Origin of the sequence: Niallia circulans (assembly GCF_007273535.1) — a bacterium.
Lineage (GTDB): Bacteria > Bacillota > Bacilli > Bacillales > Cytobacillaceae > Niallia > Niallia circulans_B.
Genome location: NZ_RIBP01000001.1, coordinates 86,653 through 111,809, shown reverse-complemented (window position 1 = coordinate 111,809; position 25,157 = coordinate 86,653). Strand labels below are relative to the sequence as shown.

25 protein-coding genes are annotated in these 25,157 nt (G+C 36.3%); 5 read left to right on the top strand and 20 right to left on the bottom strand.

The annotated features are described in order from the left end of the window. Positions 1 to 93: 93 nt before the first annotated feature. A complete protein-coding gene (locus CEQ21_RS01505) occupies positions 94 to 1,002 on the bottom strand; it encodes a DMT family transporter (RefSeq protein ID WP_185762934.1) in 909 nt (302 codons plus the stop codon). Positions 1,003 to 1,127: 125 nt separating this feature from the next. On the opposite strand from CEQ21_RS01505, the gene CEQ21_RS01500 reads away from it, so the two are divergent. Further along, positions 1,128 to 1,994 (top strand): LysR family transcriptional regulator, encoded by an 867-nt coding sequence (locus CEQ21_RS01500; protein ID WP_185762933.1) that lies wholly within the window; start codon positions 1,128 to 1,130, stop codon positions 1,992 to 1,994. 47 nt (positions 1,995 to 2,041) lie between these two features. Here CEQ21_RS01500 and CEQ21_RS01495 read toward each other — a convergent pair whose 3' ends face one another. The 3 genes from CEQ21_RS01495 to CEQ21_RS01485 form a co-directional block, all read right to left on the bottom strand. Then, the gene (locus tag CEQ21_RS01495; protein WP_185762932.1) at positions 2,042 to 2,356 is read right to left on the bottom strand and encodes a DUF3892 domain-containing protein; all 315 of its coding nucleotides are present in this window, start codon (positions 2,354 to 2,356) and stop codon (positions 2,042 to 2,044) included. A 321-nt stretch (positions 2,357 to 2,677) separates the two neighbouring features. Beyond that, positions 2,678 to 3,721, bottom strand: a complete 1,044-nt coding sequence (locus tag CEQ21_RS01490; protein ID WP_419181580.1) for a bifunctional transcriptional activator/DNA repair enzyme AdaA — start codon at positions 3,719 to 3,721, stop codon at positions 2,678 to 2,680. Between the two features lie 394 nt (positions 3,722 to 4,115). Next, positions 4,116 to 5,312: a YhgE/Pip domain-containing protein gene (locus CEQ21_RS01485; RefSeq protein WP_185762930.1), complete on the bottom strand. Its 1,197-nt coding sequence runs from the start codon at positions 5,310 to 5,312 to the stop codon at positions 4,116 to 4,118. Between the two features lie 170 nt (positions 5,313 to 5,482). Here CEQ21_RS01485 and CEQ21_RS01480 point away from each other — a divergent pair, with 170 nt between their 5' ends. Together CEQ21_RS01480 and CEQ21_RS01475 are read left to right on the top strand one after the other, a co-directional pair. Continuing rightward, positions 5,483 to 6,100, top strand: a complete 618-nt coding sequence (locus CEQ21_RS01480) for a TetR/AcrR family transcriptional regulator (protein WP_185762929.1) — start codon at positions 5,483 to 5,485, stop codon at positions 6,098 to 6,100. Between the two features lie 35 nt (positions 6,101 to 6,135). Continuing rightward, positions 6,136 to 7,056 (top strand): MBL fold metallo-hydrolase, encoded by a 921-nt coding sequence (locus tag CEQ21_RS01475; protein WP_185762928.1) that lies wholly within the window; start codon positions 6,136 to 6,138, stop codon positions 7,054 to 7,056. Positions 7,057 to 7,114: 58 nt separating this feature from the next. Here the strand turns inward: CEQ21_RS01475 and CEQ21_RS01470 are convergent, their stop codons facing one another. The 9 genes from CEQ21_RS01470 to CEQ21_RS01430 form a co-directional block, all read right to left on the bottom strand. Further along, on the bottom strand, positions 7,115 to 8,077 hold the full coding sequence (locus CEQ21_RS01470; protein WP_235907137.1) for an aldo/keto reductase: 963 nt from the start codon (positions 8,075 to 8,077) through the stop codon (positions 7,115 to 7,117). 20 nt (positions 8,078 to 8,097) lie between these two features. Next, positions 8,098 to 8,364, bottom strand: a complete 267-nt coding sequence (locus tag CEQ21_RS01465; RefSeq protein WP_185762927.1) for a DUF2316 family protein — start codon at positions 8,362 to 8,364, stop codon at positions 8,098 to 8,100. A gap of 132 nt (positions 8,365 to 8,496) precedes the next feature. Then, on the bottom strand, positions 8,497 to 8,886 hold the full coding sequence (locus CEQ21_RS01460) for a MerR family transcriptional regulator (protein WP_185762926.1): 390 nt from the start codon (positions 8,884 to 8,886) through the stop codon (positions 8,497 to 8,499). A 315-nt stretch (positions 8,887 to 9,201) separates the two neighbouring features. After that, on the bottom strand, positions 9,202 to 9,558 hold the full coding sequence (locus CEQ21_RS01455; RefSeq protein ID WP_185764042.1) for a VOC family protein: 357 nt from the start codon (positions 9,556 to 9,558) through the stop codon (positions 9,202 to 9,204). A 188-nt stretch (positions 9,559 to 9,746) separates the two neighbouring features. Next, complete coding sequence (locus CEQ21_RS01450) at positions 9,747 to 10,586, bottom strand: MurR/RpiR family transcriptional regulator (protein ID WP_185762925.1); 840 nt, start codon at positions 10,584 to 10,586, stop codon at positions 9,747 to 9,749. A gap of 218 nt (positions 10,587 to 10,804) precedes the next feature. Beyond that, positions 10,805 to 11,506, bottom strand: coding sequence for an N-acetylmannosamine-6-phosphate 2-epimerase (locus CEQ21_RS01445; RefSeq protein ID WP_185762924.1), 702 nt, complete (start codon positions 11,504 to 11,506; stop codon positions 10,805 to 10,807). Between the two features lie 21 nt (positions 11,507 to 11,527). Continuing rightward, a complete protein-coding gene (locus tag CEQ21_RS01440) occupies positions 11,528 to 13,060 on the bottom strand; it encodes a maltose/glucose-specific PTS transporter subunit IIC (protein WP_185762923.1) in 1,533 nt (510 codons plus the stop codon). A 264-nt stretch (positions 13,061 to 13,324) separates the two neighbouring features. Beyond that, positions 13,325 to 13,780 carry a nucleoside deaminase gene (locus CEQ21_RS01435; RefSeq protein ID WP_185762922.1) on the bottom strand — a complete coding sequence of 152 codons (456 nt, stop codon included), beginning with the start codon at positions 13,778 to 13,780 and terminating at the stop codon, positions 13,325 to 13,327. A 39-nt stretch (positions 13,781 to 13,819) separates the two neighbouring features. Beyond that, complete coding sequence (locus CEQ21_RS01430; protein ID WP_185762921.1) at positions 13,820 to 14,638, bottom strand: purine-nucleoside phosphorylase; 819 nt, start codon at positions 14,636 to 14,638, stop codon at positions 13,820 to 13,822. 278 nt (positions 14,639 to 14,916) lie between these two features. Between CEQ21_RS01430 and CEQ21_RS01425 the strand changes: the two genes are divergently transcribed. Continuing rightward, entirely contained in the window at positions 14,917 to 16,131 is a 1,215-nt protein-coding gene (locus CEQ21_RS01425) for an ROK family protein (RefSeq protein ID WP_185762920.1), read from the top strand. A 115-nt stretch (positions 16,132 to 16,246) separates the two neighbouring features. On the opposite strand, the gene CEQ21_RS01420 is transcribed toward CEQ21_RS01425, so the two are convergent. The 5 genes from CEQ21_RS01420 to CEQ21_RS01400 form a co-directional block, all read right to left on the bottom strand. Continuing rightward, positions 16,247 to 17,215: an alpha/beta fold hydrolase gene (locus tag CEQ21_RS01420; protein ID WP_235907136.1), complete on the bottom strand. Its 969-nt coding sequence runs from the start codon at positions 17,213 to 17,215 to the stop codon at positions 16,247 to 16,249. A gap of 310 nt (positions 17,216 to 17,525) precedes the next feature. Beyond that, positions 17,526 to 18,476 carry an NAD-dependent epimerase/dehydratase family protein gene (locus CEQ21_RS01415; RefSeq protein ID WP_185762919.1) on the bottom strand — a complete coding sequence of 317 codons (951 nt, stop codon included), beginning with the start codon at positions 18,474 to 18,476 and terminating at the stop codon, positions 17,526 to 17,528. A gap of 139 nt (positions 18,477 to 18,615) precedes the next feature. Further along, on the bottom strand, positions 18,616 to 19,497 hold the full coding sequence (locus CEQ21_RS01410) for a MurR/RpiR family transcriptional regulator (RefSeq protein WP_213087323.1): 882 nt from the start codon (positions 19,495 to 19,497) through the stop codon (positions 18,616 to 18,618). A 165-nt stretch (positions 19,498 to 19,662) separates the two neighbouring features. Next, the gene (locus CEQ21_RS01405) at positions 19,663 to 20,058 is read right to left on the bottom strand and encodes a hypothetical protein (protein ID WP_185762918.1); all 396 of its coding nucleotides are present in this window, start codon (positions 20,056 to 20,058) and stop codon (positions 19,663 to 19,665) included. A 211-nt stretch (positions 20,059 to 20,269) separates the two neighbouring features. Next, the gene (locus CEQ21_RS01400; RefSeq protein WP_185762917.1) at positions 20,270 to 20,560 is read right to left on the bottom strand and encodes a hypothetical protein; all 291 of its coding nucleotides are present in this window, start codon (positions 20,558 to 20,560) and stop codon (positions 20,270 to 20,272) included. A gap of 206 nt (positions 20,561 to 20,766) precedes the next feature. On the opposite strand from CEQ21_RS01400, the gene CEQ21_RS01395 reads away from it, so the two are divergent. After that, positions 20,767 to 21,138 (top strand): VOC family protein, encoded by a 372-nt coding sequence (locus tag CEQ21_RS01395; RefSeq protein ID WP_185762916.1) that lies wholly within the window; start codon positions 20,767 to 20,769, stop codon positions 21,136 to 21,138. A 339-nt stretch (positions 21,139 to 21,477) separates the two neighbouring features. On the opposite strand, the gene CEQ21_RS01390 is transcribed toward CEQ21_RS01395, so the two are convergent. Continuing rightward, positions 21,478 to 23,313: an ABC transporter ATP-binding protein gene (locus CEQ21_RS01390; RefSeq protein WP_419181563.1), complete on the bottom strand. Its 1,836-nt coding sequence runs from the start codon at positions 23,311 to 23,313 to the stop codon at positions 21,478 to 21,480. Then, on the bottom strand, positions 23,306 to 25,063 hold the full coding sequence (locus CEQ21_RS01385; protein WP_185762915.1) for an ABC transporter ATP-binding protein: 1,758 nt from the start codon (positions 25,061 to 25,063) through the stop codon (positions 23,306 to 23,308). Before CEQ21_RS01385 ends, CEQ21_RS01390 begins: the two co-directional genes overlap by 8 nt. Positions 25,064 to 25,157 lie beyond the last annotated feature (94 nt).

Here is a 25,157-nt window from a genome sequence, read left to right as displayed (position 1 = left end):
CCTCTCTCCTTTACCTTCCTCTGACTCAAAGTCTCCATGAAAAGATTATCTCATAACCAGAAACAAAACGTCTTCCCTTTATTTTCAGATTTTTTAAATCGTTTGTTTCTTTATCTTTATCACAGGCTGACTGCTTGTGTCATCAACTTTCTTCTCAGACTTGAGGCTTGCCGCTAACACACCAGCTAATACAAGTAATGCTCCTGCATATCCCTGCAAGCCAATATTTTCATGGAGAAAAACGGCTGCAAATATTGCCGCAAAAATTGGCTCCAACGCAAATATAAAGCCTGTCACCTCAGGTGTTGTATGCTTTTGGGCAATAGGCTGCATCACAAATCCATATGCTGAGCAGATGAGTGCAAGACCAATGATAGCAAACCAATCTAAACCGTTATTTGGCAGTGAAAGATCACCAAACACGAATATACCGATAATTGCCGCAAATAAGGCTGCAAACCCCAGCTGATATACACCAAGCTTTAACGGATCAACATTTTTTATAAAGAGGTTTGTCACGATAATATGCAATGCATAAAACACAGCTGCGGCCAGGCAATAGAGAGAGCCCGATGCAAGTGCGAAGTCATCGCCAATTGTCAGAAGTGCCAAGCCAATAGCAACAATAATTACACCAACAGAAATCATGATACTCGGCCATTTTCTATATATAAGTGCTTGCAGTATTGGTACAAGTATTACAGTCGTACTTGTGAGGAAGCCTGCAGTGGAGGCAGTTGTGGTTTTCATTCCGTAAGAAAGGGAGATGAATATCCCTAATAAAAGCAAACCTGTTACCATACTGTATTTTAATGTTTTAACATCAATCGGAAAAATTCTTTTTGAAAATAAAGCAATCATGACGAAAAATGCGATACCGAATCGAAATGCCACCATTGTCATCGGTGACATGGAATCAGCACAAATCTTCATAAAAATATAGGAAGTTCCCCATCCCATTGAGACTGTCGCCAAAATTAAGTTTGCTTGTTTCTGTGTCATAGTGCCTAAGCCCTTCCCTCTACTTGAATATTCTTTCGGCTTAATATTATCAACAGCATTTACATTAGTAAAACGAATATTTATAATTTAACCATTAGAATTCCTAATCTAAAGGGAGAATGCAAATGAATCAATATTACGCCTTTATAAAAGCGATTGAAACAGGCAGCTTCACAAAAGCTGCAGAAGAGCTTGGCTATACACAATCCGCCATTAGCCAAATGATCCATACGCTCGAAAAGGATCTTTCCGCAACGTTAATAATCCGTTCCAGAACAGGGATAACTTTAACACCTGATGGAGTAGAATTATTACCATTCATTCGGAAAATATGCAACTCACATCGAGAACTGCTTGAAAGACGGAAGGAGATGGAGGGTCTTGAGAGCGGGCTCATCCGGATTGGTGCCTTTTCCAGTGTCTCCAGCCATTGGCTACCAAAATTAATGAAGGATTTTAAGGAAAAGCATCCTGCTGTTCACTTTGAATTACACCAAGGCGATTACACAGATATTTCCAATTGGATTAAAGAGGGAAGTGTTGATTTTGGATTCGTAAATCCATACGGCATCAATAACCTGACAACAATAAAGCTGCAGGAAGATGACATGCTTGCTGTATTACCATTAGATCATCCATTGGCAAGTCTTGATAAAGTACCGCTTCAGCAGCTGACAAATGATCCGTTTATTCTTTTAAAAGATGGGGAAATTAGCGAGGCATTAACCATCTTCGACCATTATCATTTTGAACCAAGCATTCACTATCATGTACATGATGATTACACTATTATGTCGATGATAGAACAAGGACTTGGCATTTCTATCCTGCCAAAGCTCATCCTGCAAAGATGCCCCTATCAAATTGTAACGAAGCTAATAGACCCGCCCTTTGTCCGCTCAATCAGCCTTGCATACAAAGACAAAAGAGTGCTCCCAATCGCCTGCAGGCATTTTATTGATTTTATTCTGCAGAGATACCGTAAATACTAGAAAAAAAGACGTCCTTCGAGAGAAAGGCGTCCTTACTTAATATCTTCCTAAAAAGAAGGTAAATTATCTAAGTTATTTTCAGTAATACCATCAGGCTCACTCCGAATAATATCCCTGCCATACTTATGAAATACATCTATATGTGCTAACTTCCCTGCTTTCGCTTCCTCCAGTGCAGTAAGATAATCTAACTCTCTTCCACTGCTTGTTTTAAAGGCGATAATATCTTCATCATCGTTTTTGCGAACTGCAATAATTTGTTCTGTTCCTGACTCTACTTCTCCAACGGCTTCTAATCGAGCCTGATCCATTCCTTGTTGCATATATTCATCATATGTTTTTTGAAAGTCCTTACCTTCCATAGAATCACCTCCAAAATTTCTTTTTAGTTTGTACAAAGTTAAAGGTGTTATGTATTAGTGCTAATTAAAAGAGGCTGGGACAAAAGTATTTAAGTCTAATTGAAAGCACATTACTTAGACGTTTATTAATTAATAGTTTTTTTATGTTTTCATTTAAAAACAATAATTAGAAATCTTAGGGGAATTTAGCGAAGGCGAGGAGGCTCCATTCCTCCCCGCGGAAAGTTAGTGGGCGGAGCGAAATGAAACGAACTTATACTAAAACCATGTTTTATAATTCGTGTATAAATAGGTTATATTTTGTAGTATCCCAGCCACTTTTTAATGTCCAATTGGTTTTTCTAACTCAAGTAAATACTTTTTCCGTTCTATGCCACCACCATATCCGCCTAGTTCCCCGTTTGTATTTATTACTCTATGACAAGGAATAATGATGGAAATTTGGTTTGCACCGTTCGCATTGCCAACAGCTCTAACAAGATTTTTATCACCTAATTTATGGGCAATATCTTGATAGGAAATCGTTTGACCTGCAGGAATTGCAGACAGAATATCCCATACCTTTATTTGAAAAGGAGTACCGCTTTTTATAATTGGAATGGAAAATTGAACTAGCTCCTTGGAAAAATATAAATTCATCTGGTTTATTAAGCTTGTATGAATATCCGTATTTCCAGGTAAAATTCTTGCATTATGCTTTACCCGCAATTTTTCAATTTCTCTTTCTAGTCCTCTTCTATCTGTAAACTCTAGCAAATACAAATAATTTGCATCAGTCAAGCTAATCATATTTCCAAGTGGTGTGGAAAAGATATTCGCATTTATAATCGAAATAGCTGTCTTCTTTGGTGGATTCCCCATAATTTTTGTAAATGCATCATTAAATCCACTCGAAGAATCATAGCCAACAGATACTTGCTGATCAATTACCTTTTTACCGGTCATGATCTTTTTGAATGCCATTCCCATGCGACGAGAGCGGGCATATTGGACAAATGTCATTCCATAAACTTCTTTAAACTTTCTTCTAGCTGTTGCAGAATGAATTCCTAATTCATGAAAATCTGCTTCCTTCCATCTTTTCTCTGGGCTGCTTTCAATTGCAGCAACCAATATCTCCACTTCCTCTGGGATACTGTGTGGATAATGAAGCGGGTTACAGCGTTTACAAGGACGAAATCCTGATAACAGTGCTTCTTCTGCGGTTAAATAAAACACACAATTTTCATATTTCGGCTTTTTCGCAGTACATGTTGCATGACAAAAAATCCCTGTTGTTTTAATCCCTGCAAAAAAAATGCCATCGTATTGAGGGTTTTTTTCTACTAATGCTTTATAGAATTCTTGTTTTTTCTTTTCCGACATAATCAAAGTAAACTCACCTCATTCTTACATTCATTTCTAAAAAGATGCTATATCAAGTGATAGAAGATTCCTTCCATATCTTAATAGTTTCTACAACTGTTTAAAATACAAATTTTCATTATTCATTTATGCCCATACTTTCAATCAACTTTACAATTGCTTGTCATAACAGTCGCCGCTTGTTATAAAGCTATGGCACTTTCACGCTCCCATAATTCAAGGGGAATTTTCGGTTTCCCTTCTTGCCTTAGCTTATATTATTTATTATAGAGACCATAAAAGTGAAATACTTTCGAAAAATGAACAAGTAATTTTTTTATTTGCTGGTTTAAGACAGAATTAAGGGAAAAACGAAAACAGGCCGTTTTCATTTAAAGAAAACAGCCTGTGAAGATTATCCTTCTAATTTTTCATTTTGTGGGTTTTTATTCGTTGCATTAACTCTTAATGCAGATGCAAGCATAACAATTAATCCGCCTGCGCCAATCCAAACAAGATGTGATACAGAATCCCAAGTTAATCCTTTTCCAAAGAAGAGAAGTTCACGTAATCCACTTACCATAAAGCGCATTGGCAACCAAGAATACACCCAATCATGATAGAATGATGACATCATTTCCGGAGCCATCGCCAGTAATGGAGCACCAAAGAAAAGCATTAAGATAAATAATGGCATCCCTCGAAGTCCTATTAAAGACAGAACTGCTGAAATCATAAGGAAGAAGCTAAAGGATGTAATAGCTAAAAACAGAGCTGTATTTGTGAAATCTGGAATATGAAGTCCTACCAAGTCGCTTGCTATCCAGGTTAATCCAAATCCAACGACAAGCGTGGCAATCGCGCCTATTAGAATTTGCACCAATTTAACTGCAAAATTCCTTTTTCTATCAGCAGTATTAGCTATTTTTCGAAGAGAGATAAAGATAATAGCAGCACTTGCTAAGCTCGCCATCCAAAGTGGCTGGAATAATGAAACCGGAGCATTTCCGTTTGCACTATTAGAACCTGTTTCGTTAACATTAGTGACCTTACTTGTAATCGGAGCTGCTAGGATTTCAGCTTGCTTTGATGTTATTGTTGCTCCTTGTTGTTCTAATCCTTGCAGAAGCTGTGTACGCACATTGTTATTTATATTATCAACAATTCCATTTAATATTTGTCCTGCCAAAGTTGAAGCCATTGTATTCATACCTTGGTTTACGTATATTTCAAGTTCTGCTGCAGATGGTGCTGCAGTTTGTAAGGAAGCTTGCTTCGCACTTAAATCCTTCGGAATAACTAATGCTGCATAATATTCCTGTTTATCTAAGCCTTTTTGCACTTCTTCTGTGTTTTTCACTTCAACCCACTTCACTGTCGGGTCTTTTTGATCTGATGTTGCTTTTGAGTTTTCTTTAATCATTTTCACGAGCTGTTTACCAACATTCATTTTTGCCTGATTAGGAAGTTCTACCCCTTCATCCTCATTAACGATAGCAATCGGTAAGTTTTTAGGCTCTGGTTGAACAGATGGAATCAGTGTTAATGAAAAGATAAATATAATAGCCAATGCAATGATTGGTGTTAGCAACAATAATTTGTTTTTTAACATATTTGAGCTCCTCCAAGATAATAAGTTATAATAAAAGAACACCGTGTTGTTTTATTACGTTCTAAATTATAAGTGTGAATTACATTCCCTTCAATAAGCAAAAATGTTAAATGTGTTGGTTACAGAACACATTCCATAAATGTGTGGGATAAATGGATAGGAGGAAAAAAATGGCTGATAGTAAAACAGATTTAAGAATAATTCGTACTAAAGAATCCATTCTTACAGCTCTAATTGAATTAATGGAGGAAAAAGGCTTTGAAACAATCACTGTAAAAGATATAACCACACGAGCAAATATAAATAGAGGAACCTTTTACGCACATTACCAAGATAAATTCGATTTAATGGCGAAATGTGAAGAAAAAGTAATGCTAGAAATTTCAAGTATTGCAAAGCAGAACTTCCCAACAGTTATTGCTTCACTCGAAATGGCCTCTTCTGATGTACCACCATTCCCGCTCACCGTTTCATTATTTGAATATTTAAATGAAAACAGTGATATTATGACCGCTTTATTAGGTCCAAAGGGAGATTTATCTTTTCAAACAAGACTGAAGGAATTTATGCGTGATACACTTTACGGTAACAATCCTATTCCCCTTATTAAGGAAGAAAACTTCCTTGTACCAAGCCAATACTTGTTCTCTTACATGGGTACTGCCTTAATAGGAGTTATTCAGCAATGGCTTAATAGCGGCAGAAAAGAATCTCCTCAAGAAATGGCTCGTATTTTAACTATGATTAATGTTAATGGTCCCTTTTATGCTGCTGGTTTAAAGAAATAAGCTCAAGAACTAAAAATGCGGAGGTTAACATAAACATGAAACAAAAACAACGTTATGCAAATTTAGATAATATAGATACGAAAAAAACATTTAATGATTTCCGACGCTGGCAAAAGGAACGCAGAAGTAATAAAAAGGATTTGACGCTTAAAATTGAACAGGCAACACATAAGGAAGTAGAAAAATTACATAATAATGAAACGAATGCTTCGATAACATGGATTGGACATTCTACCTTTTTGATTCAAATGAATGGTCTGAATATGATTACAGATCCTGTCTGGGCTAATCGAATGGGGTTTCAAAAAAGACTAACTGTGCCGGGAATTCCCCTAACTGAATTACCTGCAATTGATGTTGTATTTATCTCCCATGGACACTATGATCATCTTGATTATGCAACATTAAAAAAGCTGAAGGGCAATCCTACTTATTATGTTCCCATCGGTTTAGGCAAAGCTTTAAAAAAACGTGGTTTAACTAAAGTCATTGAGAGCAGTTGGTATGATTCGTTCCAGCAGCATGATCTGACCTTCTCCTTTGTTCCGGCACAGCATTGGACAAAAAGAACCCTAACTGACACAAATACATCTCATTGGGGCGGCTGGATTATTGAAGGTATGGAGCATTCCGTTTACTTTGTCGGTGACACAGGGTATTTTAGAGGATTTCAAGAAGTAGCTGCGAAATTTAACATTCAAACAGTCTTAATGCCTATTGGTGCATATGAACCAGAGTGGTTTATGAAAGTAAGTCACATAAACCCGGAGGATGCAGTTCGAGCCTTTTTAGAGTTGAAGGGAAGAACGTTTATCCCGATGCACTATGGAACCTATCATTTAGCAGATGATACCGGTCCAGAGGCTTTAGCAAGATTAGATGCAGAATGGCAAAGACTAAATTTAGATGACTCGCAATTAAAAAAACTTCTTATTGGGGAAACATATTGGCCATGAATAAAGAGCACTTCAAAACGAAGTGCTCTGATTGCTAATAGAAGATTTTTTCAACAGTTTATGGACGAACTACTACACCATTTTTAAATTTCATTTGTGGAAAGCTTCCTCCGGCAATTTCTTGGACCGGTACAGCCTCTTCTATTCTTTTAACATCAGCTTCTGTTAGCTGAAGATCAAAGGACCTAATTGATTCTTTAAGCTGCGATACTTTTCTTGCACCAATTAACGGCAAAATCTCTTTCCCTTTTGCTAAAATCCAGGCAACAGCTAACTGTGCGACAGTCACTTGTTTTTCATCAGCAATGACGCGTAATGCTTCAATTAGTGAAAGATTTTTGTCGATGTTTTCTTTAGCAAATAACGGAATATGTGCATTACTGTGATCTGCTTTTTCTTTGGAAAAAGAGCCGCTAAGCAAGCCATGTGATAATGTCCCAAATGCTACTACATCAATGCCTAATTCTCTTGCTGCAGGCAAAATCTCCTTTTCAATACTGCGGTTAAATAAAGAATACTGGTATTCAACTAAACTAATCGGATGGGTTGAACTCGCTTTTCTTAAAGTCTCAGCATCAACTTGTGTCATTCCAATTTGTCTGACATATCCAGCCTTAACCATATCGGAAATAGCGCCAATCGTTTCCTCAACAGGAATTGCCATGTCTATTCTTGCTGGTTGATACAAATCAATATAGTCGACACCTAAACGCTTCAATGAATAGGTTAAATAGTTTTTAATATGCTGTGGTCTCACATCCAAACCGTACATGGCACCATTAGGAGCGACTAATGCCCCAAACTTAAGAGATAAAAAGACCTTTTCTCTTTTATAGCCTTTAAGTGCATCACCAATCAGCATTTCATTATGACCGCTTGAATAAAAATCTGCCGTATTAATATGTGTAATTCCACTTTCAAGGGCAGCATGGATTGTGGAAATACTTTCCTTTCTGTCTGATGAAACATTAGACATTCTGCTGCAGCCTAAACCAAATCTTAAATATTGTTGGTTTTCCACAAAAATTCCCTCCTGAATCGTTATTTGTATTTATACCATATATTTGTTTTTAAAATGGAATAAGGATGTGGCTCTTTTCCTTGTTCTTGTATCTTTTCCTCTAAGTAATCACGCAGTCTCCAAACTGCTTCACCATGTGTACCTGATCCTACATTTAATGTTTCCTCTAATAGTTCGCCTGAAAAACCTAAATCTGTTTGAACTTCTTTACAAGTTAAACCTGATATATCAAAATTTGCTTTTAATTCCATACTAGTTTGTTGTCGTTGTGCCGAATTTAAACTCATTTTGAACCTCCTATTAAACCAGCTTTCCTTCCCGATTTCCCTATCAAAACGTATAGAGTATCCTTATGACACAGAGTTAAAACAATAAAACATCACCTTTTACGTTAACGTCATGTTTAGTGCAAAAAAAGGTTATTCACCCTCTTTTAGTTCAAACCAGCGTTCAAAATGATTCATGAGAGACTTAATTTCCCCTCGGAATTGCGTCAATTCTCCGATTTTCTGATCCGTTTCCGCAAGATGCTGCTGAAGAATAGAATGAGCTTTCCTTTTAGATTGAACTCCGCTAGGATCAATAAAATATAACTGAACAACTTCACGCATTTCATCCAAACTTAAACCAAGCTTCTTCAATTGGTCAATCTTTCGAAGACGCTCAAGCGATTCCTCTGTATAATAGTGCTGGCCGCTGCCTTCACGCTCACCTGGAGGCAAAATCCCTTTGCTCTCATAATGGCGAATAGTACGCTGTGTGACTCCAGCCCGTCTGGCAAGCTCTCCGATACGCATGCGATTATCCATAAAAAACCTCACCTCTCTAAACACAACGTTAACGTTATGTTTAGAATTATAGTTTCCAATCGTAGGAATGTCAAGATAATGACGAGATTGCTAAAAGTACTGCTTAACATATGCTAATCATTTTAGATCACCATAAGACAGCCATTCTACCATTCTAAAATCTCCAATAATTTTCCTCGCTTCACATGGCCATGATGGTTACAATTAGAAAGGGACATCTATCATTTAAAGAAAGTCTTCGTTCGTTTTTTATATTCATTTCTTTCTTAACATGCTGTCACAGCTTTTAAAAGGAATGCAGACTAGTTTGTATACTTACAACTCACTTTTCTCCCATAGCTCAATAAGCCTACCTTCAGGATCTTTAATCCAGATAAACTCACCAAATTCACTAGTCTCTTTATCCTTTTCAAGAGGAACACCAACTTCCTCAAGATGCTTAATCGTCTCGTCTAGGTTAAATACTTGAAAATTTAACATTACTTGCTGTTCTGTTGGAAAATATTGGTCACCTTCAGCAAACAATGAAAAAATCGTTTCATTTCCTGATTGCGGTTTTATCATCGTCCCATTCCAATCTCCTATATCCAATTTTAACGCTTCGTTGTACCATTTTTTCACGACATCTATATTATTGGTCCTCCAAAATATCCCGCCAAACCCTTTTATCATCATAAAAAACTATCTCCCTTCTCTCATGTACTTCATTTTCAACTTCTATTAGAAGTTCAAGAAATAAATTTAAATTCCTTCTTCTCCAAAAGGTGTTAATCTGTTTTGATTAACACCTCACTACCTTCACTATGTTTACCGAAATTCGTTTTAGATACACAAATTAATATTTATGTATGTAAGATTAGTCAAATATCTTGTAAAGCACTCAATGTCTTATTGCGAAACTGAATACGGTTCATATAGTCTTTTGCCACTAGTTCTGTGTATATTAAATCAAAAAGTAAAAATAAAGGTAAGGTTGGAGAAATATTTTGACCCATATGCATATTACTTTTATTTGTGACTAATAGTGTTAAATCTGCTAACTGAGACAGTTGGGATTTTTTATCACTTGTTATAGCAAGAATAGACGCACCCTGCTTCTTAGCAATATTAATAGCATCGGTAACTTCTCTCGTTTTTCCAGAAACAGAAATGCCAATGACGAGACTTTTGTTTGTGCATAATGCAGCATCCATTACAGCTTGATGTGGATCTGTAATCGATTCAACATGTATTCCGATTCGAAAAAATTTCCATTTAAACTCTTGAGCAGCAATCCCTGAATTTCCTATACCGTAAACATGAACCTTATTTGCATTATTTATAAGTGATACTGCTTCTTGAATATCCAAAACATTCATTTTACGGAAGGTTGTTTCAATAATCTCTAAATGGTTTTGATAGAGATTAGAAAAGTAATCAATCTCTTTAATATCAGTATTCCTTGTAGGTTTGTTTCTTAAGTCAATATATCGTTTTAGCTCATGTTTAAATTCATTAAATCCAGAAAAAGATATTTTTTGACAAAAACGAGTAATAGTAGCAGGAGATATGTGGATTTTTTTTGCAATTTGACTGATTGTTAATTGACTGATTTCATCAGGATTTTCAATAATGTAAGTTGCCAAATCGGCCTCAGAGCTTGTAAATTTCTCCATGGTAGAGGCTATACCATTAAGAAGGTTCTCACCGAGATATTCCATAATGATTTCTCCTCTGATAGAAATAATTTTCGTTATAACTTACTGTATGTGTGGCATTCACTATTACTGTTTTATCTATATTGTTTCTTACTTATAGTAATATCTTCTGTTTCTAAATCTAAATATACAAAAAGATAATCGTAGAATAAATAAAAAAGCAGTAGAAAGTTTAATTTAAATGAACCTTCTACTGCCTAGTTTATTATAATATCCGTGCTTTAGTTTAATTTTTTTTGCATAGCATCCACAAATCTTTTCGTAATAATCTGTGGTCTTGTAATTGCACCACCCACAACTACTGCATCCACATTCATTTCTAACAAGGAGCAGGCAATTTCCGGGGTTAATACATTACCTTCTGCGATAACTTTTGCATTCTTTACTTCTTTGATAATTTGTTTAATAACAGCATAATCATAATCATCAATTTTTAAACCCTTGGTCTCTTCCGTATATCCATATAATGTTGGTGCCACAATATCAAACCCTAACTCATCAGCGAAAATCGCTTCTTTAACTGTTGAAACATCAGCCATCAGCAGAATATGAGGATATGCCCTTCTAACTTCTTGATAAAATGATTGTAAATCACTACCATCGGGGCGGATTCGATTCGTTGCATCAGTCGCAATAATTTCGGCTCCTGTCTTTGCTAATGCAGCGATCTCTTGCATGGTTGGAGTGATAAAGACAGGATGGTCTCCATATACTTTTTTGATAATTCCAATAACAGGAAGAGATACTTGTTTTTTTATCTCTATAATGTCAGAGACAGAGTTTGCCCGAATACCAACTGCACCGCCTTCCTTTGCGGCTATTGCCATACGCCCCATAATAAACGAACTATGCAACGGTTCTCCTTCTAAAGCTTGACAAGAAACGACTAATCCTTTATTAATTTGTTCGAGTACCTGATACATTCAAACCACTTCCTTTATTTATTACTGACCTAAATACTCCTCTACTTCGTTTTTGACAATAGTAACTTGCGGTCCATAAATGATTTGCACACCTGTTCCCTTTTTCACAATTGCTTTTGAACCAGTCTGTTTAATGATATCATCATTCACCAAGGATTCGTCCTTAATGGTTATGCGTAAACGAGTCGCACAGCAATCAACAACATCAATATTTTGTTCTCCGCCTAATCCTTCAACAATTGTTTTAGCACGCTCTGTAGCTGCAACTTGCTTAGTAGCCTGCTCCTCGTCTTCGCGTCCAAGGACTTTAAAATTCCTTTTTCTTATCAAAAACTTGAATGTAAAGTAATATAAGAAGAACCATGGAACACCTACCAATAACACATATGGCCAATTTGTTTTATCCACACCTTGCAATACTCCAAATAAAATAAAATCAATGAATCCGCCTGAGAAGGTTTGACCGACAGTAATATTGAAAATATCTGCCATCATAAAAGCAAAACCATCAAAAATTGCATGGACTAAATACAGAAGCGGCGCCACAAATAAAAAGCTAAATTCTAACGGTTCTGTGATTCCTGTTAAGAATGAAGTTAATGCGGCTGATAGTAGTATTCCCGCTACTACCTTTCTATTTTTCTTTTTAGAGCAATGATAGATTGCTAATGCTGCTCCTGGTAAACCAAACATCATCGTAATAAAACGGCCTGACATAAATCTTGATACCCCTTCATAATATTGTTCAGTCGAAGGGTCACCTAATTGGGCAAAGAAGATATTTTGAGTACCACTTACCATTTTCCCGCCAATCTCTAGTGTTCCGCCAAGGGCAGTTTGCCAGAAAGGAAGATAGAAAATATGGTGCAATCCAAGAGGGCCAAGCATCCGTAAAAGAAATCCATAGAAAAGGGTTCCAATTTCTCCGGTACTTGTTACAAGCGATCCGAGTTGGTTAATAAACGCTTGGAAATAAGGCCAAATTAGAAAAAGAATGGCTCCTACAAAAATGGAAGCAAACGAAACAACGATAGGAATAAAACGAGACCCCCCAAAGAATCCCAACACTTGAGGTAGTTGAATTTTATTGTATTTATTGTGCAAAGCAGCTGCCACAATACCAACAATAATTCCTCCGAATACCCCAGTTTCTAACGTTTGAATCCCAACCGACATTCCTTGCCCAGCTGCAGTCAAATTTTCTTGTACTATGTCACCAGTTAAAAAAAGTAAGGCATTAATGGTACTGTTCATGACAAAATAACCAATCATTGCGGCTAAACCGGCTGTTGCTTTATCAGAACGAGCTAAACCAATCGCCACACCTACTGCGAATATAATAGGCAAGTTACCAAAGACAATGGAACCTGCAGCACTCATAATTGTAAAAATAGCTTGTAACCAACTAATATCTAAAAATGGATAAGCTGAAACAGTATTTGGATTTGACAGCGCACCACCTATACCTAATAACAAACCTGCTGCTGGTAAAACAGCAATCGGCAGCATAAACGATTTACCAAATTGCTGAGCTTTTTCAAAAGCTTTTTTCATTGCTATTCCCCTCCTTTATCTTGTTATTTTTATTTCTTATATGGTTATCATATATCCGCTTACAGACTGGTTCAATGGAGTTTTAAGTGGTTTCAAGTATTTTCATACATCTCTTCTTACCACTGAAAATTGTTTCAGTTAATTAGCCATATTTACCCAAATGGATATCCCATACCTTTTTACACAACAAAAAAAATCCAATAATAACTCATTGGACTTTTGAAAAACTAATATTATAAGGTCATTGCATGATGCCCTTAAACGTTAAAATGTATATTCTTCAAAAACATTCAAACCCTCTTCATTAAGGATTTCTTCTACTACAATTGGTTTATTCGGGCTTTTTTCGAACACTTCGCTGCAGGAAATCATAATATTACTGCCAGCTATCTCTGCTAATTGATCGTGTGAGACACTGAATACTAATCTACCTAAATTCGCCCAAACCATTGAGCCAGAACACATTACACAGGGCTCACAGCTTGTGTATAGGGTGTATTCGTTTAAATCAAAGATATTGTTCTCAGAGCAAAACCTTCTGATTAGCCCAATTTCGGCATGATGTGTTGGGTCACAGAAAGTATTTATTTTGTTTTCACCGACCATTACAATTTTGTCGGCTTTGACTAAAATAGCTCCAAAAGGTTCATTACCTTCCGTTCGAGCTTGTTTAGCAATGTCAATTGCCTTTCTCATAAACAATTCATCTTTATTTGTCATTAAATAGTAGCTCCATTCCAATAACTAGATTAATCGTACTTACATTTTCTCGATGATTCCTTTAACTAATTGAATAAACTTCTCCCTCACCATCGCTGCTGTTTCAATTACCTCGTCATGGCTTAGCGGTTGATCGAGAATTCCACATGCCATATTTGTTAAGCAGGAAATACCAAGTACCTTCATTTGTCCATGAACAGCTACTATCGCTTCTGGAACGGTTGACATTCCAACTGCATCTGCTCCTAATGTTCGAATCATGCGGATTTCTGCTGGTGTTTCATAAGCAGGCCCGCTCCACCATGCATAAACTCCATTTTGCAAAGTCGTATTTTGTTCTTTAGCAACCTCAGTAGCAATAGCTCGCAAATTGCGATTATATACTTCCGAAACGTCTGGAAAACGAGTGCCTAACTCAGCATTATTTGGCCCGATTAATGGATTTGTACCTACCAGATTAAGGTGGTCTGTAATTAGCATTAAATCGCCTGGATTAAAGCTTGTGTTTATTGCACCGCAAGCATTTGTGATGATTAATTCTTCTACACCAAGAGCCTTCATAACACGTACAGGAAATGTTACCTCATCCAAGGTGAATCCTTCATAATAATGAAAACGTCCCTTCATCGCCAGAACTGTTTTCCCATTTAAGTTTCCAATAACCAATTCATTTGCATGCCCTACTGCCGCAGATTTTGCAAAGTGAGGAATTTCACTATACGGAATGATAAGAGGGTTTTCTATTTCGTCTGCCAGATCCCCTAAGCCAGACCCGAGAATTAAACCAATCGTCGGGCGATACGCTGTCTTAGTCATGATAAAATCTCTTGCCTCGAAAATTTCGGTTGTTTTGTGCATTACTAACTCCTCCTTGAATGAATATAAAAATTTCTTATAGTTTAAAATACTTCTGCTATCGTCAGTTTAATAGGTTAATCTTAATATGTAAATAACTTTTTATCATTTATATAAAAAGCCAAATAATCAAATTGGTTTATTATAGTAATATGACCATTTTCCCAACACTTTTATTATTTTATAAAAAAAGTATTTTACATATGACCTTTTGCTTTATGTTAATTTTAGATAAAATGGACATAAGCGATAGCCTTATAGGCCAATTATGGGGGAAACACATGCTAAAAAAATTTACCGAAGTTTCATCGCCAAAAGCAAGAAACCTTAAGCTTTTATATAGCTTGGTTCGTAAATTGGGACCAGTTAAAATAAATAGATTAACGGAGCTCACAGGCTTTAAGCATGTCACTTGTGCTCGTTTACTGGAGGAGCTTGTGGATGAAGGGCTTATCTATGATAGTGGCGAAGGGAAATCAAGTGGCGGTCGGAAACCGTTAATGTACGTAATCAGGCCAGATGCTTATTACTTAATTGGTATCGAAATCACCAGTTTTTACACAACAGTACTACTACTTGATATAAAACTGAATATTGTAAGTGTTGAAAAGCTAAAAATGACTGCTGAATGTACGGGGGAATTTACATTAAACTATATAACAGCCTGCGTTGATCAATTGCTGATAAAAAATAACATTCCAAAGGATAAATTATTAGGAATAGGCGTTGGGGTGCTTGACCGTTTTGATGCAGCAAAAGGAATGATTACCTCTACCCATTCCTTCCCTGCAGGTGGATGGGATATAAATTTAGTAGACTGTTTAAAACAAACGAATAATGTCCCTGTTTTCCTCGATAATGGAACAGATTTAGCAGCACTAGCGGAATATAGGTTGAATTACTGGCAGGATACCGAAAATCTAGTTTTTGTATCAAGTGATATCGGCATTCGTTGTGGAACTATTTCTCAAGGCAGATTGGTTACGAACAAGTTTGAAATGGAGGACGCTTTTGGGCATATCATCATTGATATTCATGGGCGCCGTTGCTCATGTGGAGCATATGGATGTCTGCAAGCTTATAGTAGTTTGCCAGCCATCCGTGATGAAGTATTACGTCTCTTAAAACGTGGGAAAGCTTCTCTTCTGCAAGAAAAGCTAAGTAACCTGGAGGATATTAACTTCCACCATATTTTAAACGCGCTAGAACAAAACGATCCACTTTGTTTAGAAGTTGTGGAAGAAGCTGCTTATTATTTTGGCGTCGGCTTAAGTAATCTCATTTTCCTGTTACGTCCCGAAGTTGTTATCTTCGGGGGAACTTTAGTCCCGAAACCGCTTTTCTTTGAAGCAGCTGCTAAAGCAGCAAGCAACCGACTGACACACTATGCAAATGCCAATATTACAATGGTAAAATCAGCTGATGCATACAATATTGTCGCACAAGGCGCAGGCTGTATGGTATTAGACTATTATACAGAGGAACTGCCTTTATAATTGCATTAATAAGCTACTAACTTAAGGGATAGTATCCAATGAACGAGGATAATATCCCTTATTATTGTTAATTTGTATCACAGTTTCGCAGAGTCAGATAATCATTAAATTCATGTCATTGAATCTTTAAAAAATCGTTAACTGTTTTACTCATTTCCTTGAAATAAGTCCAATGTAAATAATGATGTCCATCTAGGCTAACTATTTTTTTATGATCTACATTGGTTAGTTGGTCTTCATAAAAGGTGATATTTGACTTACCTTGATTATTCAATTCCTCCTCCTTAGTGAAAATCAGAACTGGTAAATCAGCCGAAAAAGTCATTTTTTTTGTTTTGTTGATGTTATCTTTAATCTCGTTTGCTTCACTCACTATATTCTTATTGTAGCCTTTCCAGGCAGTGACAGCTTTTGTAGTTTTTAAGTTTATATTAGAGTATGTGTCTTCTTCAGCAATCGGCAGTAAGCTGTCTGGAGTTATATATGTAGCTAACCTCGCCACACCTGTTGGGGCTAAATAACTCATATACTTTGGCATGGAAGGAGCTGATTCATCGAAATAATTTAACGCCTGAGGCAATGTGGGATCTATTCCGATAATTGCTTTGACTTCCTCTGGATATGTATTGGCATAGTACATACTATAAATTCCTGATATAGAGTGGGGCATTAATACATATGGACCACTGATATTAGCTGCCTGTAAAGCTGCTCTCAGCTCCTCAATTATGTTTTCAACGGTTCGTTCTTTCTCGGTTATATCGCTCCAACCATATCCAAAGGCTTCTGCTACAACGACATTATTTTTCTTTGCTAATTCATTAACTAACGGCTCGAAGTCAAGAACTGGTGCGGTCGTTCCAAGCCCGCTTAATAAAACAATTGTGTTTTTTCCTTCCCCCTTTTTATAGACATGCATATTCTTTCCGTCTACTTCTACTAGCTCTCCTATTGCCGGATATTTCTTCTTTTCGTAAATAGTTAGTAAATTACTGCATACAAACCAAATAACGAGAGCCGACAATATCACTAACAAAATGATTTTCATTACAGCTATAAACTTTCTTTTCCTTCTTACACTCAATTTCTCACTCCCTTTTCTTGGTTTGACCAACGCTTTTTACATTATTTTCTATGTAACTCTTAGTCCATATTACTTTACATCGCCAATACAGTAATCAACCTTAAGAAATATATCTTTGTCAGCCTTAAGATGTATTAATTCTTCAGAAGTAAACTTGATTTCTTTTACTCCTGAACTGTATTCGAAACCAACCAACTCACTCACTCTACAAGTACAAAAAAAGCTGCCTAATGTAAGGCAGCCATTAAAAAAATATAATCTGTATTTTCATTTAGTAATAATCAGAACTTTATTGAATTAGCTCACCACTCTATATATTAACCAGATTTCTCTCCAAATAATTTTTAACACTTTCTTCAACTGTTTCTAATGTAGTATAACGTGGTTGATATTCAAGAAGCCTTTTTCCCTTTTCGACACTAAATTGACCACTGCGTGCAAGATGATAATAGGAAGAGCTAATATCAGCTTCCTTTTCGACATACTCACACCACTTATCCCATGGAAGAAAACTGATTTTCGGTTCTTGGCTAAAGAAACGATACATTGCTTTTGCATATCCATATAAGGTCATGGAATCTGCAGCAACTGCATGGAAGCTTTCACCTAAAGCTTGGTTTCTATGCGTAATAGCATTGATAAATACTTGTGCAACATCGTCTGCATGAACATGATGTAATGTTTCCATCCCCAAATTAGGAAGAAAGATTTCTTTTCCGTCAGCAATTGTTTGAAAAACGTCAGGATTAACATTTCCTAACGGACTAATGATATTCCAGCCTGGACCAGAAATTTGTCCTGGCATAATAGTAGTTGCAGGGAAGCCATTTACACGAAATTGCTCCTGCAAGTATTGTTCACATTTGTACTTTTCGCTGCCATACTCACAAATCGGCTCTTTAACACAATCCTCTATTACAGGTAACATTTCAGCCCGGCCATGTGCCCAAATAGAGGAACAAAATAAATAATGAGACAATCTTGTATTTTTAAGAGCCTCCACCATTTTCTTCGTATCTTCTAAAGTGAAATTAATTAAATCGATGACAATATCAGCTTCCATTGCTGCGATTTTTTCAGCAAATGCTTCATCATTATTTCTATCTAAAATAATATTAGTAACTTCATTCCATGCATAATCAAGCGTATATGGCTTGCTTTTCCCTCTGCTTATATTAGAAACATTAAAGCCTGCTTTCACTAACTTTGGAACTAAATAAGATCCTATATGCCCACAACCACCGATAACAACGACCTTCATCAATCATTCCTCCCTTGAAATCGAATTTAACAGAGATTAACTAAAAATGAAACGGCTTTCAATCAACTTCGAAGTGTTTTCTATTTTTTTCTGTGTTAATAGCAAGAAAACGTAAAAAGCTTTTCAATTTCTCTTAATCTTATTGCTCTTCCTCTTTAATAATCTGATTATTAATTTCTCGTGTTTCCGTTCTTTGAGCTAATTTCACTTTAAAGTCATAGTTTTTATCATATGAAACAGAAAATAAGCAGGAGTATAGAATATCTAAAATAAGAGAAATCGATTCAAGTGAGGCAAATCCAGCAATTTTTGTATACGATTTTTCTCTTGTTGTAATATGCAATGTTACATCTGCTAGTCTGGACAAGCTGTTTTCTCCAATGCTTGTAATAGCAATGATCGGAACCTTATTTGTTTTTAAGTGATTAGCTGTTTCCAAAAGCGATGCAGATTCACCTGAATAAGAAATACAGACAGCACAATCCATCGCTGATGTCATGACTGCTTCTTGATACATCATGCTTTCTGTCGGATTTGTGTCTGCTTTTTTACCAATATGCCTCAATTTATACACGAATTCCTGCCCTAAAAAAGTTAAATTAGATATCGTAAAAACCTTTACTTCACTACTGTTACTTAATAATCTTACTGCCTTTTGCAAGGAATTTTGGTTAATAAGAGATAATGTGTCTTTAGCACTTTCAATATGTATTTGTGTAATTTTACTGGAAATATTCATAATAGAGTCTTGTTCTGTGAAAGGAGCATTTGCGTCTAAATCTGTGAAATTTGTTTTTAAGTAGTTCACTTCTTTAAGAAAGGCTTTTTTCCATTCATTCCAACCATTAAAGCCTAGTTTTTTTGAAATCCTTACCAAAATGGATGGAGAAGTATATGTCTCTTCTGCAATCATTGTTGTCGAGTATTCATCAATTAGTTCTTGCTTTTCTAGAATAAAGTCCAAAACGATCCTTTCATTAGGTGAAAACTTTAAAGTTTTCATTTTTTCTTGTAATAACACTGCGATCACCTTTTCTAAAAAACTGTCTGTTAAATTTATTATTTAAAATAAAATAGTTTTTGTAAAGTATCTTCCCTGGCAAATCTGTTGCTGTTCGATAATGTGACTCGGTGTAATGCTACCTTCGTTTATTAGCAAATAGTGTTACAGGACACCTGTTCACTGCTATTTTCCCACTGCCATACGCAAGTTTGCTATAACTCCAAGAAGCAAAATTATCGAACAAAACAGTCTTTCAAATGTTGTTCCAACAAGCTGCTGAGCGAATCCGAAGGACCATAGTGCAACAAAAAACCAGCAGACCATGGTTATTCCCCTTTTACGTTTAGTCACAATCCTTCCAATAACTAGCGTAAAAACTCCGCCAATTATACTAATTGTGAGATTCATTATAGAGATTGGCACTTGAGTTCCGAAGTCCTGAGAGTGTCCGCCATTAACAATCGTGAATGGAATAACACCGCATAGAATAAGAACATGCAGCAGTACTGTTAATGTGTAGAACAATATCCCCATATTCACTGCTGTTTTCCATTTAATTCTCTTAATTGTTTCTAACATAGATTATCCTCACTTCTTAATTTGGCTATATGGAAAGATAACAAACAGAGCAAAGTATCGTTATTAACTTTATGCGTTAATAAATACACTAATGCAAACAAAAACGAATACAGCTTTGCACAAACAAAAAACACCAACCCACTTCTTAAGCGCGGGTTGGTGTTTTGTGCAGACGATGGGTTAATTCATGTTACTAGAATCAACCGGTCGATTAAACTGGCTTGTTCATTTGATCAGTCAAATTAGTTAAAATTGCACTATTCTCTTGATCTGCGTCAAACTGGACAACATCATCATAATCAAAGGTGTGGAAACTCTCAGGAAATGTTTCCTTTAAATAATCAACAAACGCCTGAATGTCATTGCCTACCGTATTATTTTGACGGAATTCCATCAAAATTTGCCGGAATTTATGCGGAGGTAAGTCACATTGAATATGATAGGACTTACTTATGCCTAAATGGTTTTCGTCTGAGCTATAGAGATTATAAATATTAGTCAAATGAAACTCCCCTTTTAGTTGGAATGATTCCTTTTACTTTACCCTGAAAAGGGCAAAATATAGCAGAATTGCTCATTTTTATGGAACTATTCACAAAAAGTAAGGCTCTACTGAAAACTATTTAACCATGCTAGTATTCACTTACTCATTTATAGTAAAATGAAATAAAGTTTTTCCGAAAATTCACAAAAAAGGGAGATAAACAAATGAAATTAGGTGCTTTTTCTGTAAGCTTAAACGTAAAAGACATCCATGTTTCCAAAGCTTTCTACGAAAAATTAGGATTTGAAGCTTTAGGTGGTGACATAGCTAATAATTGGCTGATTATGAAAAATGAAAATAGCATTATTGGCTTATTCCAAGGAATGTTTGAAAAGAATATTCTAACCTTTAATCCAGGCTGGGATCAAAACGCAGAAAATCTCGAATCGTTTACAGACGTCCGAGAAATTTATAAACAACTTAAGTCTGAGGGTATAAATATACTTTCTGATGCCGTTGAAACAAAAGAAGGACCAGCTCATTTTTTCATTGAAGATCCAGACGGAAATCAAATTCTTGTTGACCAACATCGTTAACAAGAGAAGATTGTGACAAAGAGAGCCATTCTAATTGACAATAAATTGGGTGAAAGAAAGCGGAGACATAAGGATTTAAGTCTATTTCAAAACCAAACTATTTTATCATTATGATTAATAGTTTGGTTTTTTTGTGTTTTACGTTTTATAACCAATAATTAAAAATCTTAGTGGAATGGAGCGGAAGCCACTCGACTACTAAAGGAAATAGAGGAAAGGATGAAACCCCGCAGGCGAAGACGAGGAGGCTCCATAACCTCCCCGCTGTAAGCGAGTGGGTGAAGCGTAATGAAACGAACTAATTTTAAAGCCATACTTTATTAATTTCAAAATTCATGCTTAAGAAGCTTCTTCAAACTGGCTATTATAAAGTTCCGCGTAGAAACCATCCTTGCTGATTAATTCTTGATGGTTGCCTGCTTCGATAATATCTCCATCTTTCATCACTAAAATTAAGTCTGCATTTTTTATGGTAGAAAGCCTGTGGGCGATAACAAAGGATGTTTTTCCTTCTGTAAGTTTATCCATCGCTTGCTGAATAAGGACTTCTGTGCGTGTATCAACCGAACTAGTTGCTTCATCTAGAATAAGTAATGGTGCCATTTTCACCATAGCCCGAGCGATTGTTATCAGCTGTCTTTGTCCTGCGGATAAACTTGATTTGTCATTTAAGATCGTATCGTATTTATCTGGCAGCGTATTAATGAAGTGATCCAGTCCAACTGCTTTACAGGCTGCCACAACCTCTTGTTCTGATACATCAGTTCTTGCGTAGACGATATTGTCACGAATAGATCCTTCAAAAACCCAGGTATCTTGAAGCACCATACAGAAGAGATCATGTAAACATTCTCTTGTCATTTGATTTGTCGAAATACCGTCAATGGTAATTTCGCCTCCATTTAATTCATAAAAACGCATCAACAGGTTGATCAAGGTTGTTTTTCCTGCTCCTGTTGGACCAACAATTGCTACTTTTTGTCCTGCTTCGACCTTTACAGAGAAATCCTTGATAATTAATTTGCTTTCGTCATATCCAAATTGAACATGCTTAAATTCCACATCGCCTTTTACATTTTCCAATTTCTCTAACTTGTCGCTTTCCTTAACAAGCTCAGCTTCATTTAAAAATTCAAAGACCCTTCCACTAGCTGCTGCTGTTGATTGCAGATTAGTCGCTGCTTGGGCGAGCTGCTGAAGTGGTTGTGTAAACAAGCGGATATAAAGCATAAAAGCAACGATTACACCAAACGAAATCGTTCCATTTACTACAAGGGCAGCACCAACGATACAGACGACTACATAACCGAAGTTGCCAATAAACATCATTAATGGCATCATGAGACCTGACAAAAATTGCGATTTCCATGCACTATCATATAATCTTGTATTGATTAAAGAGAAATCATGTTTTGCCTGCTTCTCTCCATTATAGGCTTTCACCACATTATGCCCTGAATATGTCTCCTCAATATGACCATTCAGCTTTCCAAGTTCTGCTTGCTGCTGTGCAAAATAACGCTGTGATTTTGAGATGATAAAAACCATTAATACAAATCCAATAAAGGTTGAAAGCACTGCTGATATGGCCATAATCCAGTTTGTATAGAACATCATAATTAATGAGCCCACAAACATAGTGATTGCTGAGATTAACCCACTGATACTTTGGTTCATTGTCTGTCCGACCATATCCACATCATTAGTTACTCTGCTAAGAACATCCCCTGTAGTAGTAGAGTCGAAGTATTTTAAAGGCAGACGGTTTATTTTCACGGAAATATCTTGCCGTAATTGCTTAGAAACTCTTTGGGTAACGGTCGCCATAATAAAGCCTTGAATGTAGTTAAAGATAAAACCTAACCCGTACAAAAAAACAAGTAAAATGGCAACATCAAAAACAGCATCTAAATCAATGCTTCCCATTAATCCTTCTGTGATAAGATCCGTCATCTTGCTTAGCTGATTCGGGCCAACAATACTAAAGATTGCTGCAGCCATAGCAAGAATTAAGGCAACAATAATTGCTGGAAAGAACGCCTTGGAATAGAGAGCCAGTTCTCTTAGGCTTTTAACATTCATGCCTTTTTTAGCGGCTTTCATGTTAGCATCTTTTAGATTTTCATCAGGTTTTTTGTTAATATGCTCTTGGTTAGCATGACCTTTTTCATCCAATTTCGAGCTCCTCCTTTGACAATTGTGAATACGCAATTTCTTGGTAAACATCACATGTCTCCATTAATTCAGCATGTGTTCCTATTCCGACTATTTTCCCTTCATCTAATACTAGAATCCGATCAGCGTCTTTAATTGTACCTATTCGTTGTGCAACAATAATAGATGTTGCATCTTTTATTTCTTGCTTTAATTTTGAGCGCAGAACACGGTCTGTTTTATAATCTAAGGCAGAAAAGGAGTCATCAAACAAATAAATTTCAGGCAATTTATAGATGGCACGCGCAATGGATAATCTTTGCTTCTGTCCACCAGAAAGATTGGTTCCTCCTTGAGATATAATGGACTCGTATTGCTGATCCATATTTTCAATAAAGTCTTTTCCTTGAGCAATTTCTACTGCTCTTTTAATATCGTTTTCTTCTGCTGACTTTTTGTCAGCTTCCCCAAAAGCAATATTAGAAGAAACGGACCCACTGAACATAACGGCTTTTTGGGAGACGTAACCAAGTTTGTCTCTGAGTGATTCTAGCTTATAATCTTTTACATTAAGACCATCCACTAAAATCTCTCCTTCTGTTGCTTCCATAAAACGAGGGATTAGATTAACTAACGTGCTTTTTCCACTGCCAGTTGAACCAATGATGGCAAGCGTTTCTCCCTTAGATGCTTTGAAATTGATATCTTGCAAAACATATTCTGCTGCTCCAGGATATTTAAAACTGACATTTCGAAATTCGATTTCGGCTTCAGATATGCCTTCTGTTGCACTTCCATCCTTAATGCTTACTTCTGTATCAAGAACCTCGTTAATTCGTTTTGCAGAAACAGCTGCACGGGGCAGCAAAACAAAGGTTATCGAAACCATCATAAAGGCCATAATTACTTGCATCGCATAAGATGAAAATACGACCATATCAGAGAAAATAGTCAGCTTATCTGTTAAAGGTGCAGCATTTATTAAACCAGCACCAATCCAATAGATAGCAAGACTGATTCCAGACATAATCAGAGAAATAGTCGGCATTAAGATGGCCATTGTTCTCGTTGTAAATAGGTTAGTATCTGTCAACTCACTGTTTGCCTTTTCAAATTTATTCTGATGAAACTTAGTAGAATTGTAGGCATGGACGACACGAATTCCAGTCAAATTCTCTCTTGTAACCATATTAAGATTATCTGTTAATGTTTGGATAACTTTAAATTTAGGCAATGCTACTAAAACGATGATAGCAATTAATACTAACAGCACAAATACTGCGACTCCTGTTGCAGCTGTCCACTGCCAGCTTTTTCCCATAATTTTCAAAACAGCCCAAACTGCCAGTATAGGTGCTTTCAAAACAACCTGCAAACCAAGAATAATAAGCATTTGAACTTGCATAATATCATTAGTAGAACGAGTAATTAAACTGGCTGTCGAAAAACCAGTGAGTTCCTCCATCGAAAACGAAAGTGTTTTATCAAACACCTTTCCTCTTAAACGGTTTGAGAATTTCGCCGCTACCTTTGCAGCGAAATAGACAGTGATGATTGATGCTGCCATACTTCCAACCGCACACAACAGCATAAATCCGCCTTGGGTAAGAACATCACTAGTCTCACTTCCCTCCGTTTGCACAAGCTTGGTAATTTCAGCCATATAATCAGGAAGCTTTAAATCAAGCCATACTTGTAAAACAATAAATACTAATGCACAGAATACTAATAGCCAATCCTTCCTTTGAAAATGGCTAAATATTTTTAACATCGAATGTCCTCCTTTTTTGCAAAAACCGCTTCTTTAGGTTCGTATAATTTAAGTGTAAAAAACTATTTATTATATAATTATCCGTGCACGTCTC

What these genes read in the sequence shown, in the direction of transcription:
- CEQ21_RS01435 (WP_185762922.1), bottom strand. Translation starts at nt 13,780, where the DNA reads ATGACAAATAAAGATGAATTGTTTATGAGAAAGGCAATTGACATTGCT.
- CEQ21_RS01490 (WP_419181580.1), bottom strand. Translation starts at nt 3,721, where the DNA reads ATGTCGGAAAAGAAAAAACAAGAATTCTATAAAGCATTAGTAGAAAAA.
- CEQ21_RS01475 (WP_185762928.1), top strand. Translation starts at nt 6,136, where the DNA reads ATGAAACAAAAACAACGTTATGCAAATTTAGATAATATAGATACGAAA.
- CEQ21_RS01415 (WP_185762919.1), bottom strand. Translation starts at nt 18,476, where the DNA reads ATGAAGGTCGTTGTTATCGGTGGTTGTGGGCATATAGGATCTTATTTA.
- CEQ21_RS01485 (WP_185762930.1), bottom strand. Translation starts at nt 5,312, where the DNA reads ATGTTAAAAAACAAATTATTGTTGCTAACACCAATCATTGCATTGGCT.
- CEQ21_RS01460 (WP_185762926.1), bottom strand. Translation starts at nt 8,886, where the DNA reads ATGGATAATCGCATGCGTATCGGAGAGCTTGCCAGACGGGCTGGAGTC.
- CEQ21_RS01455 (WP_185764042.1), bottom strand. Translation starts at nt 9,558, where the DNA reads ATGATAAAAGGGTTTGGCGGGATATTTTGGAGGACCAATAATATAGAT.
- CEQ21_RS01430 (WP_185762921.1), bottom strand. Translation starts at nt 14,638, where the DNA reads ATGCACAAAACAACCGAAATTTTCGAGGCAAGAGATTTTATCATGACT.
- CEQ21_RS01385 (WP_185762915.1), bottom strand. Translation starts at nt 25,063, where the DNA reads ATGTTAAAAATATTTAGCCATTTTCAAAGGAAGGATTGGCTATTAGTA.
- CEQ21_RS01465 (WP_185762927.1), bottom strand. Translation starts at nt 8,364, where the DNA reads ATGAGTTTAAATTCGGCACAACGACAACAAACTAGTATGGAATTAAAA.
- CEQ21_RS01495 (WP_185762932.1), bottom strand. Translation starts at nt 2,356, where the DNA reads ATGGAAGGTAAGGACTTTCAAAAAACATATGATGAATATATGCAACAA.
- CEQ21_RS01450 (WP_185762925.1), bottom strand. Translation starts at nt 10,586, where the DNA reads ATGGAATATCTCGGTGAGAACCTTCTTAATGGTATAGCCTCTACCATG.
- CEQ21_RS01505 (WP_185762934.1), bottom strand. Translation starts at nt 1,002, where the DNA reads ATGACACAGAAACAAGCAAACTTAATTTTGGCGACAGTCTCAATGGGA.
- CEQ21_RS01395 (WP_185762916.1), top strand. Translation starts at nt 20,767, where the DNA reads ATGAAATTAGGTGCTTTTTCTGTAAGCTTAAACGTAAAAGACATCCAT.
- CEQ21_RS01440 (WP_185762923.1), bottom strand. Translation starts at nt 13,060, where the DNA reads ATGAAAAAAGCTTTTGAAAAAGCTCAGCAATTTGGTAAATCGTTTATG.
- CEQ21_RS01445 (WP_185762924.1), bottom strand. Translation starts at nt 11,506, where the DNA reads ATGTATCAGGTACTCGAACAAATTAATAAAGGATTAGTCGTTTCTTGT.
- CEQ21_RS01425 (WP_185762920.1), top strand. Translation starts at nt 14,917, where the DNA reads ATGCTAAAAAAATTTACCGAAGTTTCATCGCCAAAAGCAAGAAACCTT.
- CEQ21_RS01480 (WP_185762929.1), top strand. Translation starts at nt 5,483, where the DNA reads ATGGCTGATAGTAAAACAGATTTAAGAATAATTCGTACTAAAGAATCC.
- CEQ21_RS01405 (WP_185762918.1), bottom strand. Translation starts at nt 20,058, where the DNA reads ATGTTAGAAACAATTAAGAGAATTAAATGGAAAACAGCAGTGAATATG.
- CEQ21_RS01500 (WP_185762933.1), top strand. Translation starts at nt 1,128, where the DNA reads ATGAATCAATATTACGCCTTTATAAAAGCGATTGAAACAGGCAGCTTC.